The 25,925-nt window shown below is 49.8% G+C and carries 25 protein-coding genes; 21 read left to right on the plus strand and 4 right to left on the minus strand.

Annotated features, from left to right (window positions below; translation table 11 throughout):
- Positions 1-14: 14 nt before the first annotated feature.
- The 11 genes from NYE29_RS25255 (at position 15) to NYE29_RS25305 (ending at position 9,915) form a co-directional block, all read left to right on the plus strand.
- Positions 15-830, plus strand: coding sequence for an Fpg/Nei family DNA glycosylase (locus tag NYE29_RS25255; RefSeq protein ID WP_038592956.1), 816 nt, complete (start codon positions 15-17; stop codon positions 828-830).
- On the plus strand, positions 820-1,683 hold the full coding sequence (locus NYE29_RS25260; RefSeq protein WP_340897936.1) for a deoxyribonuclease IV: 864 nt from the start codon (positions 820-822) through the stop codon (positions 1,681-1,683). The genes NYE29_RS25255 and NYE29_RS25260 overlap by 11 nt, the downstream gene beginning before the upstream one ends.
- Entirely contained in the window at positions 1,680-2,024 is a 345-nt protein-coding gene (locus NYE29_RS25265; protein ID WP_340897937.1) for a cyclic-phosphate processing receiver domain-containing protein, read from the plus strand. Before NYE29_RS25260 ends, NYE29_RS25265 begins: the two co-directional genes overlap by 4 nt.
- Positions 2,021-2,353, plus strand: a complete 333-nt coding sequence (locus NYE29_RS25270) for a thioredoxin family protein (protein ID WP_340897938.1) — start codon at positions 2,021-2,023, stop codon at positions 2,351-2,353. The genes NYE29_RS25265 and NYE29_RS25270 overlap by 4 nt, the downstream gene beginning before the upstream one ends.
- Positions 2,353-3,129 carry an ABC transporter ATP-binding protein gene (locus NYE29_RS25275; protein ID WP_038592948.1) on the plus strand — a complete coding sequence of 259 codons (777 nt, stop codon included), beginning with the start codon at positions 2,353-2,355 and terminating at the stop codon, positions 3,127-3,129. The genes NYE29_RS25270 and NYE29_RS25275 overlap by 1 nt, the downstream gene beginning before the upstream one ends.
- 1 nt (position 3,130) lies before the next feature.
- On the plus strand, positions 3,131-4,198 hold the full coding sequence (locus NYE29_RS25280; protein ID WP_340897939.1) for an SAM-dependent methyltransferase: 1,068 nt from the start codon (positions 3,131-3,133) through the stop codon (positions 4,196-4,198).
- 171 nt (positions 4,199-4,369) lie between these two features.
- Entirely contained in the window at positions 4,370-5,875 is a 1,506-nt protein-coding gene (locus NYE29_RS25285; RefSeq protein ID WP_340897940.1) for a serine/threonine-protein kinase, read from the plus strand.
- A gap of 144 nt (positions 5,876-6,019) precedes the next feature.
- The gene (locus tag NYE29_RS25290; RefSeq protein ID WP_340897941.1) at positions 6,020-7,573 is read left to right on the plus strand and encodes an ABC-F family ATP-binding cassette domain-containing protein; all 1,554 of its coding nucleotides are present in this window, start codon (positions 6,020-6,022) and stop codon (positions 7,571-7,573) included.
- 78 nt (positions 7,574-7,651) lie between these two features.
- Positions 7,652-8,722, plus strand: coding sequence for a ThiF family adenylyltransferase (locus NYE29_RS25295; protein ID WP_340897942.1), 1,071 nt, complete (start codon positions 7,652-7,654; stop codon positions 8,720-8,722).
- Positions 8,723-8,740: 18 nt separating this feature from the next.
- A complete protein-coding gene (locus NYE29_RS25300) occupies positions 8,741-9,043 on the plus strand; it encodes a Dabb family protein (RefSeq protein ID WP_340897943.1) in 303 nt (100 codons plus the stop codon).
- A 122-nt stretch (positions 9,044-9,165) separates the two neighbouring features.
- Positions 9,166-9,915, plus strand: a complete 750-nt coding sequence (locus tag NYE29_RS25305; RefSeq protein ID WP_340897944.1) for a response regulator transcription factor — start codon at positions 9,166-9,168, stop codon at positions 9,913-9,915.
- Between the two features lie 42 nt (positions 9,916-9,957).
- On the opposite strand, the gene NYE29_RS25310 is transcribed toward NYE29_RS25305, so the two are convergent.
- The gene (locus NYE29_RS25310; protein ID WP_076109537.1) at positions 9,958-10,467 is read right to left on the minus strand and encodes a C40 family peptidase; all 510 of its coding nucleotides are present in this window, start codon (positions 10,465-10,467) and stop codon (positions 9,958-9,960) included.
- A gap of 283 nt (positions 10,468-10,750) precedes the next feature.
- Positions 10,751-11,392, minus strand: a complete 642-nt coding sequence (locus NYE29_RS25315; protein WP_340897946.1) for a thiamine diphosphokinase — start codon at positions 11,390-11,392, stop codon at positions 10,751-10,753.
- Between the two features lie 170 nt (positions 11,393-11,562).
- On the opposite strand from NYE29_RS25315, the gene NYE29_RS25320 reads away from it, so the two are divergent.
- Positions 11,563-12,027: a low molecular weight protein-tyrosine-phosphatase gene (locus NYE29_RS25320; protein WP_340899800.1), complete on the plus strand. Its 465-nt coding sequence runs from the start codon at positions 11,563-11,565 to the stop codon at positions 12,025-12,027.
- Between the two features lie 148 nt (positions 12,028-12,175).
- Here NYE29_RS25320 and NYE29_RS25325 read toward each other — a convergent pair whose 3' ends face one another.
- The gene (locus NYE29_RS25325; protein ID WP_340897947.1) at positions 12,176-12,907 is read right to left on the minus strand and encodes an alpha/beta hydrolase; all 732 of its coding nucleotides are present in this window, start codon (positions 12,905-12,907) and stop codon (positions 12,176-12,178) included.
- A gap of 276 nt (positions 12,908-13,183) precedes the next feature.
- On the opposite strand from NYE29_RS25325, the gene pdhA reads away from it, so the two are divergent.
- The 9 genes from pdhA to NYE29_RS25370 all read left to right on the plus strand — a co-directional run bounded on the left by pdhA (position 13,184) and on the right by NYE29_RS25370 (position 23,370).
- Positions 13,184-14,251: a pyruvate dehydrogenase (acetyl-transferring) E1 component subunit alpha gene (gene pdhA / locus NYE29_RS25330; RefSeq protein WP_038592926.1), complete on the plus strand. Its 1,068-nt coding sequence runs from the start codon at positions 13,184-13,186 to the stop codon at positions 14,249-14,251.
- A 15-nt stretch (positions 14,252-14,266) separates the two neighbouring features.
- Positions 14,267-15,244, plus strand: a complete 978-nt coding sequence (locus tag NYE29_RS25335) for an alpha-ketoacid dehydrogenase subunit beta (RefSeq protein ID WP_340897948.1) — start codon at positions 14,267-14,269, stop codon at positions 15,242-15,244.
- A gap of 152 nt (positions 15,245-15,396) precedes the next feature.
- Positions 15,397-17,037, plus strand: a complete 1,641-nt coding sequence (locus tag NYE29_RS25340; protein ID WP_340897949.1) for a 2-oxo acid dehydrogenase subunit E2 — start codon at positions 15,397-15,399, stop codon at positions 17,035-17,037.
- A gap of 3 nt (positions 17,038-17,040) precedes the next feature.
- Positions 17,041-18,453, plus strand: coding sequence for a dihydrolipoyl dehydrogenase (lpdA, locus tag NYE29_RS25345; RefSeq protein WP_038592917.1), 1,413 nt, complete (start codon positions 17,041-17,043; stop codon positions 18,451-18,453).
- 275 nt (positions 18,454-18,728) lie between these two features.
- On the plus strand, positions 18,729-19,238 hold the full coding sequence (locus tag NYE29_RS25350; RefSeq protein WP_340897950.1) for a hypothetical protein: 510 nt from the start codon (positions 18,729-18,731) through the stop codon (positions 19,236-19,238).
- Complete coding sequence (locus NYE29_RS25355; protein ID WP_340897951.1) at positions 19,210-20,184, plus strand: S66 family peptidase; 975 nt, start codon at positions 19,210-19,212, stop codon at positions 20,182-20,184. Before NYE29_RS25350 ends, NYE29_RS25355 begins: the two co-directional genes overlap by 29 nt.
- Before the next feature lie 130 nt (positions 20,185-20,314).
- Complete coding sequence (locus NYE29_RS25360) at positions 20,315-21,109, plus strand: thymidylate synthase (protein ID WP_340897952.1); 795 nt, start codon at positions 20,315-20,317, stop codon at positions 21,107-21,109.
- 48 nt (positions 21,110-21,157) lie between these two features.
- Entirely contained in the window at positions 21,158-21,649 is a 492-nt protein-coding gene (locus tag NYE29_RS25365; RefSeq protein ID WP_038592908.1) for a dihydrofolate reductase, read from the plus strand.
- Between the two features lie 233 nt (positions 21,650-21,882).
- A complete protein-coding gene (locus NYE29_RS25370) occupies positions 21,883-23,370 on the plus strand; it encodes a glutamate synthase subunit beta (RefSeq protein WP_038592902.1) in 1,488 nt (495 codons plus the stop codon).
- Positions 23,371-23,488: 118 nt separating this feature from the next.
- On the opposite strand, the gene NYE29_RS25375 is transcribed toward NYE29_RS25370, so the two are convergent.
- Positions 23,489-25,492 carry a methyl-accepting chemotaxis protein gene (locus tag NYE29_RS25375; protein ID WP_340897953.1) on the minus strand — a complete coding sequence of 668 codons (2,004 nt, stop codon included), beginning with the start codon at positions 25,490-25,492 and terminating at the stop codon, positions 23,489-23,491.
- Positions 25,493-25,925: the final 433 nt, after the last annotated feature.

Consider the following 25,925-nt stretch of genomic DNA (forward strand, 5'->3'; position numbering starts at 1 on the left):
GGGACGATGTGAATATGCCGGAACTGCCGGAAATGGAGAATTACCGAAAGCTGCTTAGCCAGCATCTTATAAATGTTCCAATTACGGGTGTAACTGTGAATAGAGAAAAAACAATAAATATGGACACTGAAGCCTTTGTCAATGCACTGGTAGGTGCGCGCATTGTGTTTGTAGAACGCCGTGCCAAGCATATTCTGTTCCACCTTCACGATGGCCGCAGGCTGCTGCTGCATTTAATGCTCGGCGGATTGCTTTACTATGGAACAGAGGAAGAACGTCCGGATCGCAGTACACAGGTGGAATTGGCCTTCGGCGAGCACATCCTGTACTTTATGGGTCTGCGGCTCGGATACCTTCATCTGTTGTCAGTTAAGGAAAGCGAAGCGGCAATGGGCAAGCTGGGCCCTGAGCTTCTGGACCGCAGAATGACCGCGGAGCGTTTCGCAGGACTGCTGAAGGGACGCCGCGGCGCACTTAAGAGCCTGCTCGTGAACCAGCAGGTTATGGCCGGAATCGGCAACTGCTACGCCGATGAAATTGCTTTTGAGGCAAGGCTGCTGCCCTCGGTATTGGTTCAGAATCTATCGCCGGAGGCGATTACACGCTTGTATGACAGTATCCGCAAGGTACTGACGGAGGCAACGGAAATCGGCGGTTATATGGAAATGCCGTTTATGGCCGGCGATACAGTTACAGGCTCTTACAATGACCAGTGCAAGGTATATGACCGGGAGGGCGAACCATGCCTGCGCGGCGGGGGAACGATAATTAAGACGGAGCAATCCGGGCGTAAAGTGTTCTACTGCCCGGATTGCCAGCATGAAGAATAGCCCCAAAATCGGGGCTCATGTCAGCATTCGCGGCGGATACGGGCGTGCGGCCCGGTTCGCCTGGGAGAGCGGTGCGGCATGTTTTCAATATTTTCCGAAGAATCCGCGCAGTCTGAAGCTGAAGCCGGTGGACAGGCGGGATGCCGAGGACTGCGCCGCATTCTGCAGGGAGAAGGGAATCGTGTCTATCGCGCATACTCCTTACCCGACGAATATGGCGGCCGGTACCAATGGTGCGGCTTCCCGAGAGATCATGGTGGCGTCGCTGCTGAATGATCTGGAAATCGCGGAGGCCTGTGGTTCGCTGGGGATAGTCGTGCATTTCGGACATTTTGCCGGAATAGAGCCGTTACAAGGCTATCAAAATATTATACAATGTATGAATGACACACTGGTCGCCTGGAATGGCCGGACCAAACTGCTGATTGAGAATCAGGCCGGGAATCATGGCAATGAAGGCATGACGCTGGAAGAGCTGGTTAAGGTACGCGAGCTTAGCCGCTTTCCGGAGAAGATCGGATTTTGTTTTGATACCTGTCATGCTTTTGCATCGGGAATCTGGAATCCGCAGTATACGGAGGAACTGCTGGAACGGGGGGCTGCGCTGCATTACTGGCCGCATCTCGTTGCCGTACATCTGAATGATTCCCTTTATCCCTATGGGCTGCGCCGGGACAGGCACGCGCCGATCGGACAAGGCCATATTGGTGCAGAGAATCTGCGGAAGCTGCTGACCTCAGAGCCGTTTCGTCATCTGGCAGTTGCCTTGGAAACCGGAAAGGGGCCGGATGGCACCCACCGCCAGGAGATTGCTGCCGTGCTGGACTGGTATGAAGCGGAGGACAGACCGTGATAAATATTTATATGGATGATCTAAGAAAGCTGCCTACCGGCTTCACGCTGGCCCGGACAACGGAAGAATGTCTGCTGCTCTTGCGTGAATGCGAGGTCGGTATCCTGTCGCTGGATTATGATATGGGGCCGGAAGATTACAATGGGGCTGAAGTGGCCAGACGAATCGTGCTGGAAGGCTTGTATCCCCGGGAGATCTATCTGCATACCTCAAGTGCAGCTGGCCGCAAAGAGATGTATGAGCTGTTGTATGCTGCAAGACCTGAGGGAAGCGTACTGCATCATGGCCCGATCACAGCTGAGAAGCTAATGGGAATTGCTGCAGGAGCGGGGTGCATATGACTGAAATTACTGAAATGGATCAATCCGGGCTGCTGGATTTGCTGAAGCAGGGGCGTGAACCACTTGTTGTTTTTCTGTATACCCCGCTTTGCGGGACCTGTAAGGCTGCCCGGCGGATGCTGGAGGTAGCGGCTCATCTGCTGCCCCAGGATTTGATAATGGCTGGCGGGAATGTGAACATGCTTCCGGAGCTCGTGAACCTCTACCGTATTTCAAGTGTCCCTGCACTGCTGGTGGTCCCGGCGGACCGCCGCTCTGAACCGGAGATTCATTACGCAATGGGTTCTGTAGAACAAGTGCTGGAATACATAAGGAGAGTGACCTCTTAATGATATCTTTACAACATCTTACCCTTAGACGGGAGCAAAGCCAGATTCTTGACGATGTGTCGCTGGAAATGAAGCAAGGCGAAAACTGGGTTATTCTTGGACGAAACGGTTCCGGTAAAACAACGATTCTGGAAATGATGACTGGTTATTTATTTCCAAGCAGCGGATCCGTTGAGGTTCTGGGCTATAAATACGGCCAGTGCGATCTGCGTGAAGTGCGCAAGGAAATCGGCTATATCGGCCCGTCGCTGATGGAAAAGCTGTCGCTCACCGACCCCGTGTGGGAAGTGGTAGCTACCGGTGCTTATGCTTATCTGCGATTTTATCAGGCGATTCCACAATCTGTTCAGGATCAGGCGAAAAGGCTGCTTGAAGAGATGAATCTTGGAGATATGGCCTATCATCCATTTGGCACCTTGTCTCAAGGAGAACGCAAAAAGGCGATGCTGGCCCGCTGCCTGATGGCCGAACCGAAGCTGCTGATTATGGATGAGCCCTGCGCCGGCCTTGATCTTTACGAGCGGGAGAAAATGCTCGCCGAGATCGACAAGCTGAAGCAGCGTGATGTATCCGTAGTTTACGTTACACATCATGTGGAAGAGATTGTGCCGCTCTTTACCCATGTGGCGCTGATCCGTGACGGGAAGCTGGCAGGCTCCGGCCCCAAAGAAGAAGTATTAACCAAAGAAATGATCTTGGCTACTTTTGATATTCCCGTAGAAGTTGAATGGGATAGCGGTCGTCCCTGGATTAAAATCAGACCTGGAGGCAAATGATTTGAACGATAGTATACAAGAGAACGGTGAGCAGACAGCTGCTCCGGAAGAAAAGACCCTTTCACGTTATATCTGCACCGCCAATCACGGCTTTGCACCTTATGCCCAGGAAGAACTCCGCCGCCTGTTCGGCGCGGTGAAGAGTACGCTGCTGCTGCCGGGTGAGATCTTCTTGGCGACACTAGAGGCGGAGCCGGAACAGGTATCCAGCCTGCTGGCGCAGAACCTGCCGATCTTTCTGCGGCATATTCAGCCCGTGCAGTTCCAGGATCAGGGCAACCCGTCTGCTCTGGAACGGCTGGTTGCCTATCTGAGCCGGCGCAAAGAATTGGAAGGCGAGAAGGTTTCGCTGCATGTGCGCAAAGGCGGAAGCTCCTTCTGGCCGGACAGTCCCGGCGAGCTTCGGGAATGGCTGCAGGAGCAGCTCGTGAGTCTGGGAGCGGAATTCACCGTACAGGAACCGGCGTGGGTTATATCTGTATATGCAGACGGAGAGGTGCTGTATGCCGGAGTGTCCCGGCCTGAGGACAACCTGTCCAGCTGGAACGGAGGAATGATCCGTTTCCGCAAAGAAGATGGGCAAATTTCGCGTGCGAAGTTTAAGCTGATGGAAGCGGAGAAGGAATTTGCCATTCCGTTCTCCAGCTTTCGCAATGCGGTCGATATTGGCGCTTCTCCGGGCGGCTGGACATCATTCCTGCTGGAGCGCGGCCTCAAGGTGACGGCCGTTGACCCGGCACTGATGCATGAATCGCTGCGCAAACAGCCAGGACTGAAGATTCTGCGCAAAAATGCGGGTGAAGTGAAATTCCGCGAGAACGAGTTTGATCTGCTGGTCTGCGATATGAGCTGGAGCCCCAAGCTGATGGCGAAGCTGGTTACGGGGCTGCTGCACAGTCTTACGCCGGGTGGAACGGCGGTTGTTACAGTGAAGCTAATGCATAAGAAGCCACTGGCGATGATTAAGGAAATCATCAGTATGTTTGAGGGTGAACGGATGCAGATTCAGCGGGCGAAGCAGCTGTTTCATAACCGTGACGAGATTACACTGTATATGATCAAGTATTAAGTGAATCTTTGTTTAGGTAACAGCATTAGTTCATTCTATATATAATTTAGTTTTTAGAGGGAAAGCATCCCGTTATCTACGCTTCCGGCGAATCGCCGGGTTAAGCTTGTATAACGGTGGCTCTCCCTCTTTTTTTGTTTGTATCAGGCTAGGGACAAGGAGGAAATGAGGATGAATTACGAATCGAAGCTTGCTGTGGGGCAGGTTCTTGGAGACAGGTACCAAATCACTGCTTTAATCGGTACGGGGGGAATGAGTTATGTATATCTGGCGGAGGATATACGGCTGGCGGGCAAACGCTGGGCCGTGAAGGAAAGCATGTGCTTTGAAGGCGAAGGGAATTACGGATCCGTTCTGGCGGAAGCAGATATGCTTATCTCGCTGAACCACAAGCTATTCCCGAGAGTTGCCGACTTCTACCCTCCGGATGAAGAAGGATATTGTTATCTGGTTATGGATTATATCGAAGGTGTGACCCTTAGCCAGTATATGGCCGGGCATCCTGTACCGATACAGACTGAACGCCTGATCAGCTATGTCAAACAGCTGCTGGAGGTATTGTGTTATTTGCACGGGCATCAGCCGCCGATTATTTACCGTGATTTGAAGCCCTCCAATATTATGCTGACCGGGACGAATTCGCTGATGCTGATTGATTTTGGCATCGCCCGCAGCTACAGAAGCGGTGCAGGTGAAGATACCGAGAAGCTGGGGACCGTCGGCTTCGCCGCCCCGGAACAATACGGCAGCGGACAGAGCGGGCCTTTCTCGGACCTCTATGGTTTGGGAGCGCTAATGTTGTATATGGCTTCTGCCGGTCAATACAGCCGCTGGCAACCGGGCATGGAGGCGAAGCTGCGCCGGGTAATTCCGGATAAGCTGATTCCTGTCATCAGACGTTTGCTGCGCCATCATCCCGAAGAAAGATATCAATGCGCCGAGGAGGTGCTGCGTGCGCTGGAGCCGATTGAAGCAGCGGCGGAAAAATACACATTCCGGGAGATGCAGGTTTCTGGTCCGGAGACGAAACGGGAAACGATCATTGTGGCGCTGCTCGGGACAGCTTCGGGCCTCGGCACGACACATACCTCTCTGGCAGTGTCCAGCAGCCTTTCCAGGAGGGGAATGACGGCCTGGGTGGATTTCAGCCCGGATTCATCCGTTTATGATCGTATCCGCAGCCTGTTTGATTTTCCGGTGGCCGGGGGATTCCCGACCAGTAAAGTCCTTCCTCTGGAATGGAAAGAGCTACATTTCTGGCAGCGTCCAGAACATGGGAATATGACAGAAATACTGGAGAGGGGATATCAGTTTGTAGTACTCGACCTTGGAACAGGCGGTTATGAGGGGGCGATTGAGGCGTTCACGGCCAGCGATGTTCCAATGCTGATTACATCGGGAGCCGAATGGAGACTGGAAGATACTCTTCACTGGCTGCGCCGCAACGGGCTTGCACCACAGCCGAAGTGGCGGATTTGTCTGCCGTTTGCTGGGAAATCTGCAGCGCTGTTGCTGGAATCTGCGCTCGGTATTGGGAGGGTATACAGTTTGCCGCTCCAGCAGGATCCTTTTCAACGGAAAGGGAAGCTGCTGGAGGTTCTGGATGAACTGCTAAGTGAAAGCGTGAGGAAGAAGAATTCTGAAAAACGCTATGGTTTCTTTCAGAAAAGAATGTGAATGATTGGAATTATATTGCAATAGAACTTTCATTCAGTTAAATTCCTATTTCAGGCTGGCGCTTACTTGTGCTAAAATGGTCGTTGTATGTATTGACAGAATACTGCTTATTTTTAAATATAGATAGGAGCTTACGGAGAATTTATGAGTTTACTTACAGTAGAAGACGTTTCCCACAACTTCGGAGACCGGCAGCTCTTCAAGAATGTGAATTTCCGGCTGCTCGACGGAGAGCATGTTGGACTGGTGGGGGCGAATGGCGTCGGTAAATCGACGCTGATGAATATTTTGACCGGAACTTTGCTGAAGGATAGCGGGAGAGTGGAATGGACTCCCAAGGTGCGTTATGGCTATCTAGATCAACATACCAATCTTACGCCGGGTAAAACCGTGCGCGATGTGCTGAAGGATGCTTTCCTGCCGCTGCTTGAGCTGGAGAATGATATGATGGCGATTACCGAGAAAATGGGCGATGCCTCTCCGGAAGAGCTGGAACTGCTGCTGGAACAGATGGGGGAAATCCAGGAACAGCTGGATATCGGAGATTTCTATTTGATTGATGTGAAGGTTGAGGAAATGGGCAACGGGCTGGGATTGACGGCGATTGGCCTGGACCGTGATGTCGCTTCGCTCAGCGGAGGACAGCGGACTAAGGTGCTGCTGGCCAAGCTGCTGCTGGAGAAACCGAATGTGCTGCTGCTCGATGAGCCTACCAACTATCTGGACGTGGAGCATATTGACTGGCTTACCAACTACCTGAAGCAATATCCTTATGCCTTTTTGCTGATTTCCCATGATACAGAATTTATGAACAAGGTCGTTAATGTCGTGTACCATCTTGAATTTGCCAAGCTGACCCGCTATACGGCCAACTATGACCAATTCCTTGATATGGCTGACATGAACAAGAACCAGCATATTGATGCTTATGAGAAGCAGCAGGAGTTCATAAAGAAGCAAGAGGATTTCATTCAGCGAAACAAGGCGCGTGCTTCCACCTCGGGACGGGCGAAGAGCCGTGAGAAGCAGCTCGACCGTCTGGAACGGATTGAACGTCCAGAAGAAGCGGCCAAGCCGACGTTTTCGTTCAAGGAAAGCCGGGCCAGCGGCAAGACTGTATTCGAAGGCATCGACTTCGAGATTGGCTATGACCGTCCGCTGCTGCCAAAGCTGAATATGACGATTGAACGCGGGGATAAGATTGCAATTGTCGGCTGCAACGGTGTAGGTAAATCCACGCTGCTGAAGACGATTCTCGGCGTGATTCCGGCTTACAGCGGAAAAACGTACTTGGGCGATTTCCTCAGTTCCGCCTACTTCCAGCAGGAGGTTAAGGCTGCTAACATTACACCGATTGATGATGTCTGGAATGAATTTTCCAGTCTCAACCAGCATGAAGTGCGCGCCCATCTGGCCCGTTGCGGATTGAAAAATGAGCATATTACCCGTCCGCTGAGCATGTTGAGCGGTGGGGAACAGGCAAAGGTGCGTATATGTAAGCTGATGATGCGTGAAAGCAATTGGATTTTATTCGATGAGCCTACAAATCACCTTGATATCGTCGCCAAAGCGGAGCTGAAGCGTGCCCTGCAGGAATACAAAGGTACCATTCTGCTCGTATCTCATGAACCTGATTTCTACGAAGATTGGGTGACAAAGACTTGGGATGTTGAGCAGTGGTCGGCGCAATCTGTATAGTTGAATTTCAAAGTCCGGGGAAGAGCAATGTTATTGGTGCTGTTCCCCGGCTTTTAAATATGGGGGGCTGTTTCCGGGATGAGCCATAATGAACATGAAAAAGAGTCTGTTGTCCATTCTTCAGGCCGGGATGGAAGATATTCACGCCAGGTACGCTTTACACCTTTCGGGATAAAGGGGCAGGAGGGCCTAGCACGTTCCAGTGTACTTATTGTTGGAGCTGGCGCACTTGGCACGGGGATTGCCGAGACACTGGCGCGCTGCGGAGTGGGACGGCTGATTCTTGCCGACCGTGATTATGTGGAGTGGAGCAATCTGCAGCGCCAGCAGCTGTACACCGAGGAGGACGCTATCGGACGTATGCCCAAAGCCGCAGCCGCTAAAGCTAGACTGGAGAGCATCAATTCCGAAATAAAGGTTGAAGCGCATGTGCTGGATGTACGTGCCGAAGAACTGGAAAGCCTGCTTCCCGGCGTGGACCTCATCATGGATGGCACTGATAACTTTGATACCCGGCTAATTATAAATGATATGGCGATGAAGTACGGCATTCCCTGGATCTATGGGGGCTGCGTAGGCAGCTATGGTATTACCTATACGATTCTGCCTGGAGAAACACCATGTCTGAACTGCCTGCTGGGGACTATACCTCTGGGTAGGGATACCTGTGATACAGCGGGGATTCTGCCGCAGGCAGTGCAGCTCGTTACTGCTAACGCTACAGCAGAGGCGCTGAAGCTGCTCGGAGGACAGAAGGAACAGCTTCGCAACAAACTGCTGACCTTTGATGTGTGGCGCAATGAACATCAGGAGATCGGTGTCAAAGCTGCCAAAAAGAGTGATTGTCCGTCCTGCGGCAGCCAGCCGGTTTATCCTTATCTGACAGCGGCGAATACGGAACGGAGCGATGTGCTCTGTGGCCGGGACACCGTGCAGATCCGTCCGGCGCAGCGGCAGAAGCTGAATCTGCAGGAAACGGCAGACCGGCTGTCCAGACTGGGGGCCGGCAAGGTAGAGAGCAATCCATATCTTGTCTCCTATACGGATGGGCCTTACCGCATGGTCATTTTCACTGATGGACGAGCTTTGATTCATGGAACCAGTGATATTGCAGCAGCCCGCAGCTTTTATCACCGGTATTTCGGATAATGCAGGGGAGAGGATAGAATGAACAATGGAACGATCCGTCACATGGCAATCTTTACGTTAAAACATCCTGTGAATTCTGAAGAAACGGCGGCATTTCTGAGAGCCGGAGAGGATATTCTCAGCGCTATTCCGGTGGTGCACAATTTTGAGGTGCTGCGCCAGGTGAGTGCCAAATGTGAATATGACTTTGGCTTCTCGATGGAGTTCGATAATCAGGAGGCTTATGAGGCCTATAATAATCACCCCAGTCATCAGGCTTTTGTGCGTGAACGCTGGGACACTGAGGTGGCGGGCTTTCAGGAGATTGATTTTGTGAAATAATGGTTAATAGAAGTCAGCAAAGAGACCATTTCTTAGGAATGGTCTCTTTGCTTTGCGGGAAATCTAATAAATATCTGCGGCCGCACGGCCGCTATCGAACGATGAGTGAGGCGGGGATGTCCATGAATGAGGTAGTCGTATGGTTTGCGCCCGGGGCAGTCCTTGGCAGTAAAGAATCTGCGGAAGACAGAACCAGGAGAGAAGAGGAGCATCAATTCATTGAGCTCACTCTGCATGAGCTCGGACTGCAAACAGCATTAAGCGAAGATCTTGAGGATCTTCGCTTAATGCTGTCCAAAGTGGAGCCCGTACTGCTCTTAACGGAGCTGTACGATGCCCGGGGATGGGAGGGATGGGAAATTGTTGCGGATCTTAGAGAACGGGGAGTGTTTCTGCCAGTAGTAGTCATATCCGGCGGCAATTCGGAAGGAGAGGTAGTTGCGGCTTTTGAGGCGGGCGGCAATGAATACTTGAAGAAGCCGCTTCATGCAGGCGAGTTCAAATGCAGGGTAATGAATCTGTTATGGCTCACCGGACACCGGAGGGGCCATGAGACAAGGCTTAAGGTCGATGGACTGGTGCTGGACCCCAGCCGCAGGCTGGTTAGCCGGGACGGGAATTCCCTTACACTGACCCCCAAAGAATTTGATCTGCTGTATTACCTCGCCGTGCATTTGGGGGAAATCTGTCCCCGCGGCGAAATTCTAAAGCATGTCTGGGGATACCATTTTCAAGCGGATACGAATGTAGTAGATGTCTACATCCGGCATATCCGGTTGAAAGTGGACAAGGGCCATCGCAATAAGCTGATTCATACCGTACGTGGAACCGGATATGTAATGCGCGCACCGGAAGGGGTAGAGACGGACTGACTTCCGGTGCAGGGTAAGCGCTGAAAACTATTTTATAGAAAACTACAGTACGCGACGGGCTTTAAGGTAGGTTCTTTTCCAGTTTCCGGAGTTCAAATCCGAAATCGTTACACCCGGTGAGCCATAAGTGTGAAGAATCTTGCCATTTCCTGCATATACAGCTACGTGAGTTACGTTTCTGCCGTTAGCTCTGCTGCCGCTGGAGAAAAATACCAGATCGCCTACACGAAGGTTAGCTTTGGAAACATAGGTTCCGACTTTCGATTGCGCTGCAGATGTGCGCGGCAGATTGACGCCATATTTGGCGAAAATGTATTTGGTAAAGGAAGAGCAGTCAAAATATCTGGTAGTAGAAGTGGATGCGCCGAACTGATAACGGGTACCCAGATAGTTTTTGCCGAAATTAACAACCTTTTGTCCAGTAGAGGACGACGTCACGGATGCAGCAGCAACGGGTGCTGTGCCGGCTCCTGTCACCATCAGTGTACTCAGGCCAATTGTGGTGCACATTCCTACGACGATTGCTTGCTTAAACCATTGTTGCTTTTTCATGTTGTAATACCTCCCAGGTTTGTATCTATCTTTCATTCGTCTTTCTCTGTTTCGTAGTATAGCAGGTTATACATGCCCTAAAATATGGAACAGAGGGTTCAAAACCAAGCTGGATATGGGTTGTAAGCGTTTTATTAAAATCGCATTAAAAGTTACAAAATATTAATATTTGACGGTTATTTCGATACGAAAAAAGCCGGAAACCCCTTTTGTGACAAGGGATATCCCGGCTTTTTCATTTTGAAACAAAGGTTACAACGATGTCTCCGAATTCATATGTAAATCAATCTTTACTCTGAATAATCAGCAGCAGACCGCTCTCAATAGTAACTGTTCCGTACTCTTCTATCAGACGGTTGCTTACGGCAAGAGACTGGCCAAGCTTAAGTGTGGCATCGGTAAGCGGGTATTGGAAACCTTGAAGTGTGATCCCTGTAACTTCAGGAGTCAGAGGGAGTAAAGAGACATAAGTATACCCCCGCTCATGCACCAGCGCCTGCGAACCAGTCAGGGTGATATAATTATGAGTATCCATCACAGAGCAGCTTACCTGCCGCTGCAGTGCTCTTGTCATCATCTGAATCCCGGCCAGAGTATGATCCATCCGCGTGCCGGTCACACCGATCAGCAGAATCGACTCGGGCTGGGTGTTGAGTGCAAGTTCAAGCGCCATCTCGCTGTCGGTCAAATCCTTGTCCACGGGGTCGCAGGTGATAGTTTTTTTGCTTCCTGCCTCAATCTGCTGCAGTGCTTCCGGGGAGACAGAGTCGAAATCGCCAACGGCAATGTCGGGCGTATACCCATGGGATATTAGAAACAAGGCGCCACGGTCAGCACCGATAATTAAATCTTCTTCATCTAATAGTAGTAAAAACTCCTCTGACAGCTCGCCGCCGGCAAAGATAACAACACGTTTGGATGGCAATACAATCCCCTCCTTTAAATCTGCTACATAGTTTGTCATCCTGACCAAGTATAATGCAGATTGAAAAGTTGTACAATTGATGCTGACAACGCTAAAATGAATAGAGTACGTTTCGTTTATGAAATGTGCAGATTAAATAACTGAGGAAACAATTGCAGGAGGTGAGAGAAATCGTAAGTGTATTATTCGTTTGTCTGGGCAATATTTGCCGCTCGCCTATGGCAGAAGCGGTGCTCCGCCATAAAATTGGTGAACGCCAGCTATCCGATAGAATCTCGGTGGATTCTGCTGGTACTGGTGACTGGCATATCGGCAAAGTACCGCATGAAGGAACCCGCCGTATTCTCGATCAGTGGGGAATCAGCTATGAGAATATGACAGCTCGCCTGGTTAGCAGCGGTGATTTTGAAAAGTTTCAATATATAGTTTGCATGGACAAGTCGAATGGGGAGAATGTCCGCAAGCTTCCCGGGGGGAAGGACGCGGAGCTGCTGTTCTTCATGGATTTGCTGCCGGATGAAGAGCTTCGCGAGGTTCCAGACCCTTATTTCACCGGTAACTTCGAGCAGGTCTATGATCTGATAAGTGCCGGCTGCGATGTACTGCTGGAGCGGATTATTGCGGAGAAGCTCTAGACAGGGCGCCACATTCCAGAATATCGGTTGCCGTCCTTGCAAAAAAAAGGACGGGCACCGTAATGCCCGTCATGATTTGAAAGCGTAATCAGTTGGGAAACATACATACGTTCGCAGTATGTTCACTATTTTGCCCATTTCACCTGTTTCATGAGTTAAAGAAATAGAGTAATGATTCTGGGAGCTCTTTTTGCCAAAATCCCCAGAGATGACGCCCGTCTTTTTCGCGGTAGGATACTGTAGCGCCCCGCGATTCCAGCAAAGCCTTGGTATCCCTGTTCATTTGCACGAAATCGTAAACTCCGGTATCCGTCTGGTATTCAGTTTCTTGCAGTCCTACTACCATATTAATAGTAAGCCAGGAGAGGTCCTCTTCCTGCGCAATGATTTCACGTGACTCCGGATAATATGCACCGGAAAGACTAAGGACACGGGTGAAAAGCCCGGGATATGCCAGTGCCAAATGCAGAGAAACACTGCCGCCCAAGGAGTCTCCGGCGATGATCCGCTCATCAGGGGTGCGGCGAACCGGATAATTATGTTCAATGAAGGGAATAATCTCTTCGGCAAAGCAAGACAGGTATTGCTTGAACCTGCTGCCAAAGGGGGCATACTCCTGTGTCCGCACGGGGACATTTACTTCCACGCCAACAATAATGAAAGGTTCCACATCTTCTTCCACAATCAGCTGCCCGGCAAGAGTAGCGATGCGGCCGAAGTTGAAGAACTCCTCACCATCCTGGCAGTACACTACCGGATAACTGAGGACTTCGTTATAACCGGGGGGGAGATAAATGCGCAGTCTGCGTTCTTCCTGGAGAAATTCGCTCCATAATGTTTCCTTAACAATTGTACGTTTCAGAAAAACAGGTTCACTCATAGCTGAATCGTCACCTTTCTTGTCGAATTTTGCATTAAACGTAGCGGTGCGTTAAAATTACCCAAGCGGTAAATGTGGCATTAATCATTTACTTGCTTAAAAAACTCTAATCTGTTATAGGATATTTATCAACCTGTTATACATACAAAATTTATGGAAACATAAATTTTATGCGTATTTCTTTGACGAAACAGATAAAACAGGTGTATAATAATTCTATAACAGAGGCCACTGATATTCAAATGGTATTCAAATTTTTTTATTGAGGTGAAAATGATGACTAGAGTTCCTTATGAAGTGTATACAGAGGACGTAGAGGCCCTTTCGGTACTTTCCCCGGATGGAGAAGTTATCAACAAGGATAAGATGCCTACACTTACCGATGATCAACTGAAAGAAATCATGTATCGTATGGTATTTACCCGTACTTGGGATGACCGTGCGGTCAACTTGGGCCGTCAAGGCCGCCTGGGATTCTACGCGCCGGTATCCGGACAAGAAGCAACCATGGTGGGCAGTGAATACGCCCTGCAGAAAGAAGATTTCGTATGCCCTGGCTACCGTGACATTCCGCAGTTGGTATGGCATGGACTTCCATTATACCAGGCTTTCCTATATTCCCGCGGCCATCAACATGGCGGTGAGATTCCTGAGGGTGTAAATGTTCTTATGCCTCAGATTATCATCGGTGCACAAATTCTGCACGCTACCGGAATTGCAATGGGCTTCAAATTGAAGAAACAACAAAACGTTGCTATTACTTACACTGGTGACGGCGGTTCTTCCGAAGGCGACTTCTATGAAGGTCTTAACTTTGCCGGACGCTTCAAATTGCCGGTAATCTTCTTTGTTCAAAATAACGGCTATGCGATTACGACTCCGTTCGCGAAGCAAACGGCTGCCAAATCCATCGCACATAAAGCAGTAGCAGCTGGTATTCCCGGTATTAAGATCGACGGCATGGACGTCTTTGCAGTAATCTCCGCGGTGCAGGAAGCTGCAGAACGCGCACGCAAAGGCGAAGGAGCTACGCTGATTGAAGCTGTGACTTACCGTTTCCGTCCGCATTCCCTTTCCGATGACGCCAGCAAATACCGTTCCAAAGAAGAAGAAGGACAATGGAACGAGAAGGATCCGATTGCCCGTCTTGCCAAGTATTTGGAGAAGAAAGGCCTCTGGACCGAAGAAGATACGCTGCGCGTAAGAGAAGAAGCGAAAGCGACTGTTAACGAGCAGATTAAAAAAGCAGAGCAAACCGAAAAAATGACCGTTCCTGGCTTGATCGACAGCATGTTCGAGGTAACTCCGAAACATCTGGAAGAACAAAAAGCCGATTTTGAATAAGGGGGATATCAGGCAATGGCACAAATGAATATGAAAGAAGCAATTCGTGACGCAATGCGCGTTGAACTGAACCGGGACCCTAACGTTCTTATCTTCGGTGAGGATGTAGGGAATGTAGGGGGCGTCTTCCGTGTAACGGAAGGGCTGCAAAAAGAATTTGGCGAAGATCGTATTTTCGATACTCCGCTTGCTGAATCTGCCATCGGCGGTCTGGCTTTTGGTCTGGGCGTGCAAGGATTCCGTCCGATCGCTGAAATCCAGTTTGTTGGTTTCATCTTTGAAGCACTCGATCAAATCGTCGTTCAGGCTGCACGCCTGCGCTGGCGTTCCGGGGGCAGATTCAATGCTCCTGTAGTATTCCGTACTCCATTTGGCGGCGGCGTAAAAGCGGCTGAACTGCATACCGATTCACTCGAAGGCCTGATCGCTCAAAGCCCGGGGATCAAAGTGGTTATTCCTTCCAATCCGTACGATGCAAAGGGACTTCTGATTGCCTCGATCCGTGACAATGACCCGGTATTCTTCATGGAGCACTTGAACCTGTACCATGCATTCCGTGCAGAAGTGCCTGAAGGTGAATATACCGTCGAGCTGGGCAAAGCAAATGTTGTCCGCGAAGGTTCGGATGTTACAATTATTTCTTACGGTCTAATGGTACATACTGCTACCAAAGCGGCCGATCAGCTGGAAAAGGAAGGCATCAAGGCTGAAATTATCGATCTGCGTACGGTTAGCCCGATTGATATTGATACCATCGTTGCTTCTGTGAAGAAGACAAACCGTGCGATCGTTGTGCAAGAAGCGCAAAAGAGCTCCGGTGTGGCTGCAGAGGTAATCGCACAAATCAATGAAAAAGCTATTCTTCATCTGGAAGCACCAGTGCTTCGTGTTGCCGGTCCGGACACCATTTATCCGTTCGCGCAAATCGAGGATAGTTGGATTCCTACACCAGCACGCGTAGTTGCAGCTGTTAAGAAAGTTATGGAATTCTAAGAAGAAACGTCCTTGCCGTCCTTGTAAAAGGGCGGCACCCGTTTCTGATTTGCTTTTGAGGTATTCACAAACTAAGCGGATGCTTTCGAAGCGAGTTTCTGAGAAGCTAGTTGAAGAAGCATCGGCTATATAACTATTAGGAGGTTATCAAGGTGGCAAAATTTGAGTACCGGTTCCCTGAGCTGGGCGAAGGTCTGCATGAAGGCGAAATTATCAAAATGCATATCAAAGCCGGCGATAAAGTAACCGATGACGATATCGTAATGGAAGTACAGAATGACAAGGCAGTTGTAGAAGTTCCTTGTCCGGTCAACGGTACAGTGCTTGAAGTCTTCACCAAAGACGGTCAAGTCTGCCGCGTAGGCGAAGTAGTGGCAATTATTGATGCAGAAGGCGATGTTCCTGAGCAGGAGGGCGGCCATGCGGAAGCACAGGCTACTCAAGAAGCAGATGCAGCCAAAGGCGGAGCTGACACTAAGTCTTCTCCGGCAACCAGCAGCCCTGCAACTGGCGGCGCTGTAAACTTTGAATACCGGTTCCCTGAACTGGGCGAAGGTCTGCATGAAGGCGAAATTATTAAAATGCATATCAAAGTCGGCGACAAAGTAACCGATGACGATATCGTAATGGAAGTACAGAATGACAAAGCTGTAGTAGAAGTGCCTTGCCCGGTTAACGGCACAGTGCTTGAAGTACGTGTGAAGGACGGACAGGTATGCCGTGTGGGCGAAGTTGTAGCGATCATTGCTGCAGAAGGCGAAGTTCCACAGCAGGAAGGCGGCCACGCTGAAGCTCCGGCTGCTCAAGAATCTGTACCGGCAGCAGCTGCACCAGCAGCGGTTCCTGCTCCAAACCGCGATGTACTTGCTACGCCAAGTGTGCGCAAGTTTGCCCGTGAGCAGAGTGTTGACATCTCCAAGGTGAACGGCTCCGGCAAGAACGGCAAGATCACTCATGAAGATGTTGAAGCCTTCCTGAAAGGCGGCTCCGCTGCACCGGCAGCAGTTGCACCTGCTGCTGCACCAGCTGCATCGGAAGCACCAAAAGCCAAGGCCAAAGAAGCTGCACCAGCAGCATCCGGCAATGTAAGCCTTGAAGAAGAACGTGTTCCATTCAAGGGTATCCGTAAAGCGATCTCCAATGCGATGGTTAAATCCGCATACACTGCGCCTCACGTTACCATCATGGACGAAGTGGATGTTACCGAGCTGGTAGCTTTCCGTGCCCGCATGAAACCAGTTGCTGAGAAGAAAGGCGTGAAGGTGACTTATCTTCCGTTTATCGTTAAAGCACTCGTGGCCGCTTCCCGTCAATTCCCGGCGCTTAACGCTATGATTGATGAAGAGTCCAATGAAATTGTCTACAAGAAATACTACAATATCGGTATCGCTACAGATACAGACAACGGCTTGATCGTTCCGGTTATCAAGGATGCTGACCGTAAGAGCATCTGGATGATTGCCAGCAGCATTACTGATCTGGCTGTGCGCGGACGCGACGGTAAGTTGGCAGCTAACGAAATGAGAGGCAGCACAATCTCCATCAGCAACATCGGTTCCGCTGGCGGTATGTTCTTTACACCGATCATCAACTTCCCTGAAGTGGCGATCCTCGGTACTGGACGTATCACTGAGAAACCAGTTGTGAAGAACGGCGAAATCGTAGCCGCTCCTGTTATGGCGCTGTCCCTGAGCTTTGACCACCGCATCATCGACGGTGCAACAGCACAGAACTTCATGAATTATATTAAGACCCTGCTCGCAAATCCTGATATGTTAGTTATGGAGGTGTAATTAATGGTAGTCGGAGACGCTTCAATCGAAATTGACACATTGGTAATTGGTGCAGGTCCCGGCGGGTATGTGGCGGCAATTCGTGCCGCCCAGCTCGGCCAGAAAGTTCTGATTGTGGATAAATCGGAACTCGGCGGTGTATGCTTGAACCGCGGATGTATTCCTTCCAAGGCTCTGATCTCTGCAGCCCATCAATTCGAAGCTGCACAGCACGGTGAAGTTTTCGGTGTCACTGCCGAGAACGTCAAAGTGGACTGGGCAAAAACACAGGAATTCAAAAACGGCGTTGTCAAAAGAATGACAACGGGCGTAACCGGTTTGATGAAGGGCAACAAAATTGAAGTATTCAGCGGTGAAGCTATGTTCATCAATACAAACGAAGCCCGTTTGTTCAATGAACATGAATCTCCCCGCTACAAATTCAACAACTGTATCATTGCTACAGGTTCCCGTCCGATCGAACTGAAGCCTTTCCCATTTGGCGGACGTATTCTGTCTTCGACCGAAGCGCTTGATCTTCCGGAAATTCCGAAGAGCATGATCGTTATCGGCGGCGGCTACATCGGAGCCGAGCTTGGCCAAATGTACTCCAAATTTGGCACTAAAGTAACCATCATTGAAGGTCTGGATACAGTTCTGCCTGGCTTTGACAAGGATATGACCCGTCTGGTTGCCAAGAACATGGCGAAGACTGGGATTGAGATTGTTACTAATGCCAAAGCGGAAAGTGCTGTACAGAACGACAAGGAAGTAACCGTGAAATACTCCGTGGGCGGCGAGTCCAAGGAAATTACTGCGGATTACCTGCTTGTAACTGTAGGACGTCGTCCAAATACGGATGGCGAGCTGGGATTGGATCTGATCGGTATGGAACTTGATGAGCGCGGCTTGATCAAAGTTGACCACCAGGGCCGTACCAACATTCCTAACATCTATGCAATCGGCGATATTGTTCCAGGCCTTGCTCTGGCACACAAAGCTTCTTACGAAGGCAAAATCGCTGCTGAAGCGATCTCCGGACACAAATCCGTTGTTGACTACAAAGTCATCCCGGCTGTTGTGTTCACCGATCCAGAATGCTCCAGTGTGGGTCTGACTGAGAAAGAAGCGAAGGACAAGGGCTACAAAGTAAAAGCCGGAAAATTCCCGTTCGCAGGTAATGGCCGTGCAGTTTCCTTGAACGCTCCGGATGGCTTTATCAAGATTGTGGCAAACAGCGAGAACAACCTCGTATTGGGCGCACAAATTGTGGGTATCGAAGCTTCCAACCTGATTGCTGAACTGGGTCTGGCGATTGAAATGGGTGCTACGCTCGAAGACATCGCATTGACAATCCACGCGCATCCAACCCTTGGCGAAATCGTCATGGAAGCGGCTGAACTTGTGGAAGGCCACCCAATTCACGTAATTAAATAATAAATTATAGACTGCTTCGGCAGACAACAATAAGAGGATGTCCGCCGAGCCATGCAAATGGCTTGGTAGACATCCTCTTTTTTAACACATTACATAATAGTTATTCAGATGGCAGCCGAAATAACTTGTGGTAAGATCAAGAGAGAAACGGGCCTATACAGCTGTCCTTTCATCGTAAGCGGGTATAGAAGGAGGAGAGGAACATTACACACAGAACTTGTGTTATCGCCATAGCAGCCGTCTCAGGCGGCGGCAAAACGACTGCCGTCAGAATCTTGCAGGAGCGGCTGGTGAACTCGGCTGCTTTGTTTTTTGATGACTATGATTTCCCTTGGCCTGATGAGTTTGACCGGTGGATGGAACGGGGTGCTGACTATAACGAGTGGAAGCTTGAGCCCCTGGTGGCTGACCTGAAAGGGCTGCTTGCCCGAGCGGACCGGCCGGAGTATATTTTACTCGATTATCCTTTCGCCTATGTACATAACGAACTAAGCCGGTTGATTGATTATGCCATATTTATCGACACTCCGCTTGATGTGGCTATGGCCAGAAGATTCATCCGAGATTATAAAGATTCCGCAAGCAGCGATGTGACCCGGGAAATGGAAGGATATTTGCGTGGAGGCCGGGAGGCATACTTGGCAATGCTTCATACCGTTCTTCCCTCATCCGACTATGTGGCAGACGGTACGCTGCCTGTAAATGAACTTACTGACCTGCTGCTGGAGCAAATCAAGCACAAAGGGAGTGAAGACAATGAAGCCAGCAAAACTGCAAGCCGGTGATGAAATCCGGATTATTTCACCTTCCATGAGCTTAGGGGTTATAGCGGAAGAGCAAATCGTGGCAGCAACAAAGAAATTGGAGGCTTTTGGGTTTACCGTTTCTTTTTCCAAGCATGCTTATGAAAGAGATGGCTTCGATTCGTCTTCGGTGGACTCCAGACTTGAGGATCTCCACAGCGCGTTCAGCGATCCTAAGGTAAAAGGGATATTGACGACGCTTGGTGGTTTCAATTGCAACCAGCTGCTGCGGGGGCTGGATTTCGGTTTGATTGCAGCGAATCCCAAACGGTTATGCGGCTATTCCGACATTACGGTACTGCAGAATGCCATTTATGCCAAAACAGGACTGATCACCTACTCCGGTCCTCATTTCTCTACACTGTCCATGCGTCACGGGAATGAATATACTTCCGATTATTTTGTCAAAATGATGATGGAAGATGAAGAAGTGGATGTGCTGCCTTCGGAGCAGTGGAGTGATGATGCCTGGTACTTGGATCAGGAAAATCGTGTATTCGAAGCAAACGCCGGGCCTTATGCCATTCACGAAGGTTACGCGGAAGGGACTATAATTGGTGGTAACCTATGCACACTGAATCTGCTGCAGGGGACAGAGTTTATGCCCAGCCTGAGGGACGCGATTCTTTTTGTGGAAGATGACTATGAATCCCGCCCGGAGAACTTTGACCGCGACCTGCAGTCGCTGCTTCATCAGCCCGGCTTCGCACAAGTAAAGGCTCTGATTATTGGGAGATTTCAACGTGCTTCACAGATGACCCCGGAAATATTACGCTCCATCATTAAGAGTAAAAAAGAGCTGAACCACCTCCCGGTAATCGCCGATGTCAATTTTGGGCATGTCTCGCCGATCTTTACCTTCCCTGTTGGCGGACGTGCTGTGGTGAAGGCCTCTGAGCAAAAAACTGAGCTGCGGATCTCAGAGTAGCCGGTATATAGCCATCACTGGCATTCGAACAATATTCGCGAAAAAAATTTCCTGTTCTTTGCTAAGTTACAAGGGCGGGCAGGTCATGGTAAACTAGGATAAGAAAAAAAGAGGAGAGGAGCGCTGACTGTTGCGTAAATATTTGGATTTACTTCAGGATATATTGGATCATGGCACGGAAAAAAGCGACCGGACAGGTACCGGTACGATATCCGTATTTGGGCGCCAGCTCCGCTTTGATCTGCAAGAGGGTTTTCCGCTGGTGACAACAAAGCGCATTCACTTGAAATCGGTAGTTTATGAACTGCTGTGGTTTCTTAGAGGAGAGACGAATACTTCCTATCTGAAGGAGCACGGTGTTTCGATCTGGGACGAATGGGCAGATGAGAACGGGGAGCTGGGACCCGTATACGGTTCCCAATGGCGGGCCTGGGAGAGCGCCGACGGCCGGATTATTGATCAGATTTCGAATGTGATCGAGTCGATCAAACATAATCCCGATTCCCGCCGTCATATCGTCAGTGCCTGGAATGTGGGCGAGATTGAGCAGATGAAGCTGCCGCCTTGCCATTTTGTGTTCCAATTCTATGTTGCGGACGGCAAGTTGTCCTGCATGCTGACGATGCGTTCAGTGGACACTTTCCTGGGATTGCCTTTTAACATTGCCAGCTACGCCCTGCTCACACATATGGTTGCCCAGCAGACCGGCCTTGAGGTTGGTGATTTCATCTGGTCCGGAGGCGATGTGCACATTTATACAAACCATCTGGAGCAGGTCGCCAAGCAGTTGTCCAGAGAGCCTTATGCGCTGCCTACACTGAAGATGCTCACAAAGCCGGACAGTATTTTTGATTATACCTTTGAAGATTTTGAGTTTACTGATTATGTTCATCATCCGGGAATTAAAGCACCAGTGGCTATATAGTCTTTGTTGGAAACATTTCTGATGATTCCTTGAAAAGGGGGCTAAAATATGAGTATAAGCATGATATGGGCAATGGGTGCTAACGGTGTAATCGGCAAGGACAATGATATGCCCTGGCATTTGCCGCGTGATTTTGCCTTTTTCAAATCCGAAACTTTTGGTAAACGAATGCTAATGGGCCGTAAGACGTGGGAGTCGCTCGGGGGCAAGCCCCTCAAGGACAGAACGAGTATTATTATTACCCGGGACCGCAGCTATGCTCCGGAGGGGGCAAAGGTCGTGCACACAGTGGAGGAAGCGCTGGCTGAAGGCGGCAAGGGTGATGAACTGATGATTATTGGCGGTGCGGAGATCTACCGGATGTTCCTGCCGTATGCCGATAAGCTGATTGTGACCCGGATTGAACATGAGTTTGAAGGCGATACGAAATTTCCTGAGGTAGAGTGGAGTGAGTGGACAGAGATTTCCAACACCCCAGGAATTCGCGACGAGAAAAATCCGTATGATTACCGATTCTATGTTTATGAACGTACGGTTTGAAGAAAAAGCGTTTTCTCTGACACAACATGTGAAATAGTACAAATAATCAGCAGATTAATCCATTACAGTGCGAAAGTATAGAATGCTACTATAATTAAAATTAGAAATGCTAAACTTAAAAGTAGTATAGAATGTGCAGGTACTTCATTGCGCTGAAACGACATGAGTCTGCCGCAATATGTTACAATGTACTATACATCAACACGAAGAGAACGGATGGGGGAAACGTAAATATGTCTACACCTACTGGATTTATGGAGTATAAGCGCCAGCTCCCAGGAGACCGGGATCCTGAACAGCGCGTGAAAGACTGGGAAGAATTCCACCATCATTTAACCGAGGACGAGCTTCGGACACAAGGCGCCCGTTGTATGGATTGCGGAACCCCTTATTGTCATACAGGTATTGATATGGCCGGCGGAACTTCAGGATGCCCTGTCCACAATCTCATTCCTGAATGGAATAATCTGGTGTACCGGGGACTGTGGAAGGAAGCACTCGAACGTTTGCATAAGACGAACAATTTCCCTGAATTTACGGGCAGCATCTGTCCGGCACCTTGCGAAGGCTCCTGTACCGTCGGTCTGATCGGCCAGCCGGTTACGATCAAGACGATAGAGCTTGCCATCATCGATAAGGGCTTTGAGGAAGGCTGGGTTGTGCCTTGTCCGCCCGAGAAGCGTACCGGCAAGACAGTAGCCATCGTCGGCTCCGGACCCGCTGGTCTGGCTGCAGCGGCCCAGCTTAACAAAGCAGGACATACTGTAACTGTATTTGAACGCAGTGACCGCGTAGGCGGCCTGTTGACATATGGAATTCCGACCATGAAGCTGGACAAACGTGTCGTGCAGCGCCGTGTTGACTTGCTGGCTGCCGAAGGCGTGAACTTCGTAGTGAATACAGAGATCGGCAAAGATATTCCGACACAGCAGCTGGTTGATGAATTTGATGCGGTTGTCCTCTGCGGCGGTGCGACCAAGGCGCGCCGTTTCAACGTCCCGGGAGCTGAGCTTAAGGGCGTCATGTATGCGATGGATTATTTGAACGGTACGATTAAGAGCTACTTGAACTCCAATCTGCAGGATGGCAACTTTGTCTCTGCTGCAGGTAAGGATGTTATTGTGCTTGGCGGCGGTGACACCGGTTCTGACTGTGTGGCAACTTCGCTCCGCCATGGCTGCAACAGCATTACCCAATTTGGTACGCATGACAAAGCTCCGCTTGAGCGTGATCCGATTGCCAATCCTTGGCCGCAGTTTCCGAATGTGTATACGCTTGACTATGCACAGCAGGAAGCCAAGGCAATCTTCGGTGATGACCCGCGTGAATTCTCCATCATGACTACGAAATTCGTAGGTGATGAAGAAGGCAACCTCAAGGAACTTCATACCGTGCAAATCCGCCGGATGGTGGATGAGACCGGACGTAAGATTTATCAGCCGGTCCCAGGTACGGAGGCTGTATATCCGGCTCAGCTTGCCCTGATTGCGATCGGGTTCGACGGACCGGAGCAGGAGATGATCGAGGAGTTGAACCTTGAGACAGACCGCCGCAGCAATGTGAAGGCTCGTTACGGCAAGTTCAACACGAACGTGGATAAAGTATTTGCCGCCGGTGATATGCGCCGTGGGCAAAGTCTTGTGGTCTGGGCGATCAATGAAGGACGCGAAGCTGCACGTGAAGTCGATAAATATCTGATGGGATCGACAGTTCTCGTCTAATCTACAATGAATATCTGAACATGAAACCTTAAAAGCCGTCTTTCACAGTATAAGCTGTGGAAGACGGCTTCTTTAAATTGGAGCTGATTTAGCTGTGAGGTGAAGATTAGGCGGCTGCCTAATCTTCAAGCTTGAAGTGTTCAACTTTTTGCTGCAAATCTCCGGCCATTTTGGACAGCTCACCCGATGAAGAGGTGATCTCTTCCATCGAGGCAAGCTGCTGCTGGGTAGCAGCTGTTACATTCTGGAAGGCATCGGAAGCGGAACGCGAGATGTTCGAGATCTCCTGGACAGATGCTGCGACTTCTTCTGCACCTGCTGACATTTGTTCAGTGATCGCAGAGATGTCATGAATCTGTCCATTGATCTTGGCTGTGGAATGTTCAATGCTTACGAAGGCTTCTTTGGCTTCTTCCGTTACTTGCATACCAAGCTCGACATCTGCCGACACTCTATTCTGGATGGTTTCATAGGTCTGATCGATCAGTTCAGTCATCTGAACAATAGTGTCTTGGATATTGCCGGCGGTCATTTTAGACTGATCAGCCAGCTTGCGCACCTCGGCGGCAACTACTGCAAATCCTTTGCCATGTTCCCCGGCGCGTGCGGCTTCGATTCCTGCATTCAATGAGAGCAGATTAGTCTGTACGGCGATAGTGGAAATGGCGCTGCTCATTTCCGAGACCTCGCTGTTTAGGCCATTTAATTGTCCAATCAGCTCAGCCGACAGTTGCGTAGATTCCCGGATGGCGTTCATCTGCTTGCTGACCTGCTCGATCTTGCGGCTCCCGACTAGCACATCTGCTCCTGTATCGGTCGAGGAATCAACGATGGATGAGGCGGCTTCAGCTATTTTTTGAATGCCGGAGGACATTTCTTCCATCGCCCGCGACGTTTCAATCATCGCAGTGGTTTGAGTTTCGGCACCATTCGAAGACTCCTCTGCCAGCCCGGCTACATAGGCTGTTGCTTTGGAGTTCTCCACGGTAGTCGCTGTCAGCTGCTGGCTCGAAGCAGCCAAGAGACCGGACGTATCCGAGATGTCAATCACGATATTCCGCAAGGAATCGACCATGAGATTGTAGTTCTCAGCTAATTGGCCAATCTCATCTGTACGGTCAATCACAATTCGTTCATTCAGATAGCCCTCGCTTACACGGCGTGCCGAGTTGTTGAGGTTGGCGATTGGACGGGAGATTGCCCGGACAATAAAGTACATCAATACCAATGCAACAATCAGGGCTGCTCCGAGAACCATTAAGCCGGTATAGAGTATAGGCAGGGAGGCATCTGAGAATTCTTGTGTGGTTAAGACACCGACAATCGTGAAGCCGGTAATTGGATCAGTGGTGTAATATCCCCGCATTTCAAGACCGGAATCCGGATTGGTATAGGATAACGCTCCACCCTCATTTGTAAGTAGCTTTACCACATAGTCGTCGATCTCTTCTCCTGCTGTTTTGGCAGGATGGGACACAAATTTATGATTGCGGTCAACGACATAGTAGTAGCCGTGTTCTCCCAGCTTAACCTGGTTGATTCGTTCGCTCATCGCTTTAAGGCTAAGACTGGTGGTGACTGCTCCTTTGCCGTCTTTTAGCGTTTCAGAGATGAACAGGTTGTAGTTGCCTGTAGTGGCGGAAACGAAGGGATCCACGATGGTGACTTTGCCGGCGTTTTGCATGGCTGCCTTGTACCAGTCTCTGGTACGCGGATCGTAATCCTGTTGCTTGCCGGGATCCGGTGCCTTCATCCAGGAGCCTTTTTCATTACCCACCGTAAGGAGCTCCAGCTCTGGATGTTCTTTCATGAACAATTCAATGAGTTCACGGGCTTCCGGTGTTTGAGCATCAATGTCGGCGGAAGTGAGCTGCTGGCTGAGCTGCTGAACATTTTTCATAGCTGCATTTACGGTTTCGTTAATTGTACTTTTCAGCAAATCGACACTGGCATGTGTCGATTCCTGCATCTTCAGCTCCAATTGTTTGCTTGCACTGGAGTAGGAGAAATAACTCACGAGGAGGACTGGGATAACCAGCATAATCGTAAAGATCAACATCATCTTCCTCTGAAGTGAACGGGATGTGAGTTTGCGGATGATTTTTCTAATATTTGTGTACATTGTTATGACTCCCCCTTGGTTGCATAGAAGCAGATTTGCTTGTAAGCAGCTGCTCCTTGTGAAATGTTATAATGATATATTCGGTTTATTGACACAATAATTTCATATGTCTATATTTGAATATGAAAGAATTAACATACATCCTGATATAATTTTACATTGTAAAGGATTGATTGCACTGAAATTGGAGAGAGTGGAAACTGGTGGATCTCTCAGCGGGCTTGACGAATTTTGCATTATCCTTTAAATTGAATACCATATTAATAGCGTAATAGCGTTGATCAAGGATCTACGTTTCTGGAATCGCTTGGATCAGAGAGAGGACTCACCGGCTGAAAGGTCCTTCATGAAGCGAGAGAAGTGTACCCTGCCTTGAAAGCTGCTGCACTTTGGAAAGACATTAAGGTGCTGCCGGCCCCGGCCGTTATCCGGA

Origin of the sequence: Paenibacillus sp. FSL M7-1046, from assembly GCF_038007405.1 — a bacterium.
In the GTDB taxonomy this organism is placed as follows: domain Bacteria; phylum Bacillota; class Bacilli; order Paenibacillales; family Paenibacillaceae; genus Paenibacillus_AQ.

Excerpts from the sequence above, each read along its gene's own strand:
- NYE29_RS25355 (WP_340897951.1), top strand. The coding sequence starts at position 19,210 with ATGAAGCCAGCAAAACTGCAAGCCGGTGATGAAATCCGGATTATTTCA.
- NYE29_RS25300 (WP_340897943.1), top strand. The coding sequence starts at position 8,741 with ATGAACAATGGAACGATCCGTCACATGGCAATCTTTACGTTAAAACAT.
- lpdA (WP_038592917.1), top strand. The coding sequence starts at position 17,041 with ATGGTAGTCGGAGACGCTTCAATCGAAATTGACACATTGGTAATTGGT.
- NYE29_RS25305 (WP_340897944.1), top strand. The coding sequence starts at position 9,166 with ATGAATGAGGTAGTCGTATGGTTTGCGCCCGGGGCAGTCCTTGGCAGT.
- NYE29_RS25255 (WP_038592956.1), top strand. The coding sequence starts at position 15 with ATGCCGGAACTGCCGGAAATGGAGAATTACCGAAAGCTGCTTAGCCAG.
- NYE29_RS25270 (WP_340897938.1), top strand. The coding sequence starts at position 2,021 with ATGACTGAAATTACTGAAATGGATCAATCCGGGCTGCTGGATTTGCTG.
- NYE29_RS25365 (WP_038592908.1), top strand. The coding sequence starts at position 21,158 with ATGAGTATAAGCATGATATGGGCAATGGGTGCTAACGGTGTAATCGGC.
- NYE29_RS25310 (WP_076109537.1), bottom strand. The coding sequence starts at position 10,467 with ATGAAAAAGCAACAATGGTTTAAGCAAGCAATCGTCGTAGGAATGTGC.
- NYE29_RS25295 (WP_340897942.1), top strand. The coding sequence starts at position 7,652 with ATGAGCCATAATGAACATGAAAAAGAGTCTGTTGTCCATTCTTCAGGC.
- NYE29_RS25275 (WP_038592948.1), top strand. The coding sequence starts at position 2,353 with ATGATATCTTTACAACATCTTACCCTTAGACGGGAGCAAAGCCAGATT.
- NYE29_RS25370 (WP_038592902.1), top strand. The coding sequence starts at position 21,883 with ATGTCTACACCTACTGGATTTATGGAGTATAAGCGCCAGCTCCCAGGA.
- NYE29_RS25325 (WP_340897947.1), bottom strand. The coding sequence starts at position 12,907 with ATGAGTGAACCTGTTTTTCTGAAACGTACAATTGTTAAGGAAACATTA.
- NYE29_RS25260 (WP_340897936.1), top strand. The coding sequence starts at position 820 with ATGAAGAATAGCCCCAAAATCGGGGCTCATGTCAGCATTCGCGGCGGA.
- pdhA (WP_038592926.1), top strand. The coding sequence starts at position 13,184 with ATGACTAGAGTTCCTTATGAAGTGTATACAGAGGACGTAGAGGCCCTT.
- NYE29_RS25285 (WP_340897940.1), top strand. The coding sequence starts at position 4,370 with ATGAATTACGAATCGAAGCTTGCTGTGGGGCAGGTTCTTGGAGACAGG.
- NYE29_RS25335 (WP_340897948.1), top strand. The coding sequence starts at position 14,267 with ATGGCACAAATGAATATGAAAGAAGCAATTCGTGACGCAATGCGCGTT.
- NYE29_RS25290 (WP_340897941.1), top strand. The coding sequence starts at position 6,020 with ATGAGTTTACTTACAGTAGAAGACGTTTCCCACAACTTCGGAGACCGG.
- NYE29_RS25375 (WP_340897953.1), bottom strand. The coding sequence starts at position 25,492 with ATGTACACAAATATTAGAAAAATCATCCGCAAACTCACATCCCGTTCA.